The following is a 5,193-nucleotide window of genomic DNA, read 5'->3' as shown; positions in this document are numbered from 1 at the left end:
GAACGGCTCGGTACGCGCCGGCAGCTCGGCGTCGGCGCTGCCGAAGTAGAGCTTCTTGGGCTCCATGAAGACCACCGGGTCGGGATCGTCGATCGCCTCACGCAGCAGCGAGTACGCGTCCTCGACGGTCGCCGGGGTGACGACCTTCAGGCCGGGGGTGTGCGCGTAGTACGCCTCGGACGAGTCGCAGTGGTGCTCCACCCCGCCGATGCCGCCGGCGTACGGCACCCGGATGACGATCGGCACGCTGAGCTTGCCCCGGGTGCGGTTGCGCAGCTTCGCCACGTGCGAGGCGATCTGCTCGAACGCCGGGTACGCGAACGCGTCGAACTGCATCTCGACCACCGGCCGCAGCCCGGACATGGCCAGGCCGACGGCGAAGCCGACGATGCCGGCCTCCGCGAGCGGGGTGTCGAAGCAGCGCTTCTCGCCGAAGCGGGCCTGCAGCCCGTCGGTGATCCGGAAGACGCCGCCGAGCTGGCCGACGTCCTCGCCGAAGACGACGACTCGCTCGTCGGCCGCGAGGGCGTCGGCGAGCGCGGTGTTGAGCGCCTTCGCCATGGTGGTGGCCATCAGTCGTCACTTTCCTCGTCGCGCGCGGCGGCCAGCTCGGCGCGGACCTGCTCGCGCTGCTCGACGAGCTGCGGGGTGGGCTCGGCGTAGACGTGGTCGAAGAGGCTCAGCGGGTCGACAGTGGGCTGGGTGTTCATCCGGGTACGCAGGTCCGCCGCGTACGCCTCGGCCTGCTCGGCGACCTCGGCGACCGCCGCGTCGTCGAGCACGCCACGGGCGCGCAGGTACGTCTCCAAGCGGGCGAGCGGGTCGCGGTCGCGCCAGGCGTCGACCTCGGCGCCGTCGCGGTAGCGGCTGGCGTCGTCGGCGTTGGTGTGCGGCTCCATCCGGTAGGTGTGCGCCTCCACCAGGAACGGCCCGTTGCCGGCGCGGGCGTGCGCGACCGCGCGGGTCAGCACGGCGAGCACCGCGACCGGGTCGTTGCCGTCGACCTGCTCGCTGGGCACCCCGTAGCCGACGCCCTTGTACGCCAGCGACGGCGCGGCGGTCTGCCGCGACAGCGGGACGCTGATGGCATACCGGTTGTTCTGGACGAAGTAGACGACCGGCGCTTTGAACACGGCGGCGAAGTTGATGCCCTCGTGGAAGTCGCCCTCGCTGGTCGCGCCGTCGCCGATGAAGGCCAGCGCCACCGTGTCGCGCCCCTGGTACGCCTCGCCGTACGCGAGACCGGCGGCGTGCACGCACTGGGTGGCGAGCGGGGTGCACTGCGGCGCGGTGCGTACCTCGGTGGGGTCGTAACCGCAGTGCCAGTCGCCGCGCAGCAGGGTGAGCACCTCGACCGGGTCGATGCCCCGGGCAACCAGCGCCATCGATTCACGGTAGGTGGGGAACACCCAGTCGGTGTCGCGGACGGCGAGCACGGCGGCGACCTGGCACGCCTCCTGGCCCCGCGACGACGGGTAGACGGCGAGGCGGCCCTGCTTGGTCAGCGCGGTCGCCTGGGTGTCGAACCGGCGGCCGAGCACCATCCGGCGGTACAGCTCGCGCAGCGCCTCGACGGGCGGCTCCGGGTAGTCGGTACGGGCCGGCAGCGGCGTACCGGTCGGATCGAGCAGGCGGACCGGTTCGGCGTCCGGCAGCAGCGGGCGCGCCGGGTCGGGCGGGGTGACCGTCCGACGGGCGCGCGGGGATGCCCTGCGGACCGCCTGGGGTGTGGTCGTCACGGCGGGACCTCCTGGGACGTGTGGTGAGCCTATGCTTCCGCCTGACGGATGATTGACTCAAGATCCACGCAGAAGGCGGGACGTCTGGCATGTGGGAGGCGCGTCGGTGAGCCAGGAGAACGGAGACGGAGCGAGCCGGGGAACCGGATCGGGACGATCGGCCCGAGCCATGGACGAGGTCGACCGGCGGATCCTGGACGAGCTGGTCCGCGACGGGCGCACGTCGGTGCGCACCCTGGCCGAGCGGATCCACATCTCGCGCACCAACGCGTACGCCCGGGTGGAACGCCTGCTGCGCGAAGGCGTGATCACGGGCTTCCGGGCGCAGGTGGCGCCCGAGGCCGCCGGGTTGGGCACGTCGGCGTACATGGCGTTGACGATCGAGCAGAACACCTGGCGGGAGGTGTCGGCCGAGCTGGCCCAGGTGCGCTACGTCGAGCACGTCGCGCTCCTCAGCGGCGAGCACGACGTGCTGGCCCTCGTTCGGGCGCCGGACAACGCCGCCCTGCGCGACGTGGTGCTCGACCGGGTGCAGCGCATCGCCGGGGTGCTGTCGACGCGGTCGTGGCTGGTCTTCGAGGAGTTCGACGGCACGCAGAGCCCGTGGCAGTAGCGCGAGCCTCGCCGGTCACCGCTCCGGCGGGGCCTCCAGACCCTCGGAGTCGGCCAGCTCCAGCAGGGGCTCCAGCGAGTGCCGATCCCCGTCCAGGCCGGCGTGCGGATCGCCGCGCTCGGCGAACCGGGCCGGCACGGTGAGCACGTCGAAGTCCTCCGGACGGGCGTCGTCCAGCTCCGCCCAGTCCAACGGCGCCGACACGAGCGCCCGAGGCGTCGGCCGGATCGAGTACGCCGACGCCATCGTGTGGTCCCGCGACATCTGGTTGTAGTCGACGAAGACCGGCCGGTCCCGCTGCTCCCGCCACCAGGTGGTGGTGACCAGCTCCGGCAGCCGGCGCTGCATCTGGAGGCCCAGCGCGAGCACCGCCCGGCGGCACTCGCCGAAACTCCACCTCGGCTCGATCGACAGGTAGACGTGCAGGCCCCGCCCGCCGGTGGTCTTCGGATAGCCGGTCATGCCCAGCTCGGCGAGGAACGCCCGCACCTCCCGGGCCACCGGCACCACCTGCTCGAAGCCCACGCCGGGCATCGGGTCCAGGTCGATGCGCAGCTGATCGGGGCGCTCCACGTCGGCGGCGGACACCGGCCACGGGTGGAAGCGCAGGGTGCCCAGGTTGGCGGCCCAGATCACCACGGCCAGCTCGCTCGGCGCGACCTCGTCGGCGGTCCGGCCGCTGGGGAAGGTGATGTGCGCCGTGCGCACCCACGCGGGCGCGCCCGCCGGCAGCCGCTTCTGGTAGAACGCGTCACCGCGGTTGGTCTGCCGGGTGGCGATCGTCGCGCCCTCGAAGACGCCGCGCGGCCAGCGTTCCAGCATGGTCGGCCGGTCGCGCAGCGCCCGCAGGATGCCGTCGCCGACCGCCAGGAAGTAGCGGACCACGTCCAGCTTGGTCAGTCCGCGTTCCGGGAAGTACGGCTTGTCGGGGCTGGAGACGCGGACCAGCCGCTCCCCCACCTGGATCTCCTCCGCCGCCGTGGCCACGCCCCCGAGGGTACGACGTGGAGGCGGGCCCGGTGGGCTACCGGCCGGGGACCAGCGTGGCGGGCTGCTGCGGCAGTTCCTCCGTCGGGCCGCCGACCGACACCGGCTGCGTCCCGGGTGGCTCCTCGGCCACCGCGGTCTGCTGCTCGACCGGCACCGTCCGCGTCGTGCGGCGGGCCACGAAGCCCGGCGTCCAGTCCTTCAACCGCAGAGCCGGCCGCTCGACGAGCTTCCACGACACGAACGCGGCGGCGAAGGCGACCGCGACCGACATCGCCGCGAACGGCACGTACCCCCAGCGGCTCCAGCCCAGGCTCGCCATCACCTGCTGGAAGACGAACCCGTAGATGTAGATGCCGTACGAGTAGTCGTTCTTGCGGCCCACCCAGTGCAGCTGGCGCGGCATCCGCACCGACAGCCACACCAGCAGGTACGCGAACGCCGGCAGCCCGATGACGAAGAAGCCGCCGAAGAGCAGGGACAGCCCCAGCGCCACGGCCGAGCCGATGCCCAGCGCGTCGTTGATCGGCACCCGCTCCCGGTAGAGATCCAGCGTCGCGCCGAACGCGAACAGGAAGCCCAGGTAGACGATGTAGTGGAAGCTCATCACGCCCACCAGGGGCGAGTCGAACGACCAGCTCGCCGTGGACGCCGGCCCGCTGAACTGCCCGGAGCTCACCCAGTCCTGCAGGATGCTCAGGTAGAGCGCGACGGTCAGGAACAGCACGAACCGGCGGGCGTTGCGCAGCACCGCGGTGATCGCCAGGACGCCCACCACGACGTAGCAGAACATCTCGTACTTGAGCGACCACAGGGCGCCGTTGAAGACGCTGGAGCCGCTCTTCTCACCCCACGGGGTGGTCGGCTTGAGCAGGTCCTGAATGCCGTACTGACGGACACCGGTCCACCAGTTGGCCTGCAGGTAGGCCAACGGGCCGCCGCGGTCCCAGGGGTTGTCGAAGAGGCCGGCGGTGGTGCCGTGCTCGCGCAGCGCCACCAGTGGGGCCACCACCAGCGCGGTGATCAGCAGGCAGACCCAGAGCCCGGGGAAGATGCGCAGGGCCCGGTGCCAGGCGTAGCGGATGATGCCGGTACGCCTGGCGCTGCGGGTGATGAGCAGGCCGGAGAGCACGAAGAAGCCGTACACGGCCATGGTGCCGACGTTGGTCTGCCGACCGGTGATGTGGTAGCCGAGGTCGTTGGCCCCGAAGCCGAGCGGCTTGGAGTGCGACAACACGACGCCCACGGCGAGGCAGAGCCGGATCAGCCCGATGCCGTTGCTGCGGCCGGAGAGCAGATCGGCGAGCGTGCCACGGGAGCGGACGAGGGCGGGGGTAGTCATGCGGTCAGGAACCTCTCGACCATCAGGCGGGCACCTCGGCGCCGGCGTGCTCCCACAACTGCTTCATCTCGGTGTGCAGATCTTCGCTCGGCGACCAGCCGAGCACCTCGGCGGCCAGCCCGACGTCCAGCCGCTGCCAGTTCGTCTCGGCCGGGCCGGTGCGTTCCGCCTCGACCAGGTCGGTCGGCACCTCACTCACGTCGATGAGGAGCTGGACCATATCACGCGCGCTGGCGGCCACCCCCCGACCGATGTTGATCACGTGGCCGGCCGCCCCGGGGCGGGTCGCGGCCAGCAGCACGGCGGCGACGACGTCGCTGAGGCCGACGAAGTCACGCCGCGAACCCAGCGGAGCCAGCTCCAGCCGGGCCCGCTCACCGGCGCGCTGGGCGTCGCGCAGCCGACCCGCGACCACCCCAAGCTGCGCTGCACCACGGCGGTCGCCGAGGCCGACCGGCAGGGCCTGATCGAGGGCGTCACGCTGCGGGTCGGCAACGTCATCGGCGCCGGCC

The 5,193-nt window shown here is 72.1% G+C and carries 4 protein-coding genes and 2 pseudogenes; 1 reads left to right on the top strand and 5 read right to left on the bottom strand.

Translation table 11 applies throughout. The features are described 5' to 3' along the window. Positions 1-576 (bottom strand): annotated as a pseudogene (locus AB0J68_RS26740) (alpha-ketoacid dehydrogenase subunit beta); the annotation flags it as partial. Beyond that, on the bottom strand, positions 573-1,772 hold the full coding sequence (pdhA, locus tag AB0J68_RS26735; RefSeq protein WP_355067827.1) for a pyruvate dehydrogenase (acetyl-transferring) E1 component subunit alpha: 1,200 nt from the start codon (positions 1,770-1,772) through the stop codon (positions 573-575). The pseudogene AB0J68_RS26740 and the gene pdhA, both read right to left, overlap by 4 nt. Before the next feature lie 136 nt (positions 1,773-1,908). Here pdhA and AB0J68_RS26730 point away from each other — a divergent pair, with 136 nt between their 5' ends. Continuing rightward, positions 1,909-2,352 (top strand): Lrp/AsnC family transcriptional regulator, encoded by a 444-nt coding sequence (locus tag AB0J68_RS26730; RefSeq protein ID WP_234587152.1) that lies wholly within the window; start codon positions 1,909-1,911, stop codon positions 2,350-2,352. A gap of 15 nt (positions 2,353-2,367) precedes the next feature. Here the strand turns inward: AB0J68_RS26730 and AB0J68_RS26725 are convergent, their stop codons facing one another. The 3 genes and pseudogenes from AB0J68_RS26725 to AB0J68_RS26715 form a co-directional block, all read right to left on the bottom strand. Then, positions 2,368-3,339: a DNA primase small subunit domain-containing protein gene (locus AB0J68_RS26725; protein WP_363941052.1), complete on the bottom strand. Its 972-nt coding sequence runs from the start codon at positions 3,337-3,339 to the stop codon at positions 2,368-2,370. Positions 3,340-3,376: 37 nt separating this feature from the next. After that, positions 3,377-4,681, bottom strand: coding sequence for an acyltransferase (locus AB0J68_RS26720; protein WP_363941049.1), 1,305 nt, complete (start codon positions 4,679-4,681; stop codon positions 3,377-3,379). A 22-nt stretch (positions 4,682-4,703) separates the two neighbouring features. Then, positions 4,704-5,193 (bottom strand): annotated as a pseudogene (locus AB0J68_RS26715) (hypothetical protein); the annotation flags it as partial.

Origin of the sequence: Micromonospora sp. NPDC049580 (genome assembly GCF_040675595.1) — a bacterium.
Classification (GTDB): domain Bacteria; phylum Actinomycetota; class Actinomycetes; order Mycobacteriales; family Micromonosporaceae; genus Micromonospora.
Note: the sequence above shows the minus strand (reverse complement) of the source record. Positions and strands in the feature narration are given on the sequence as shown.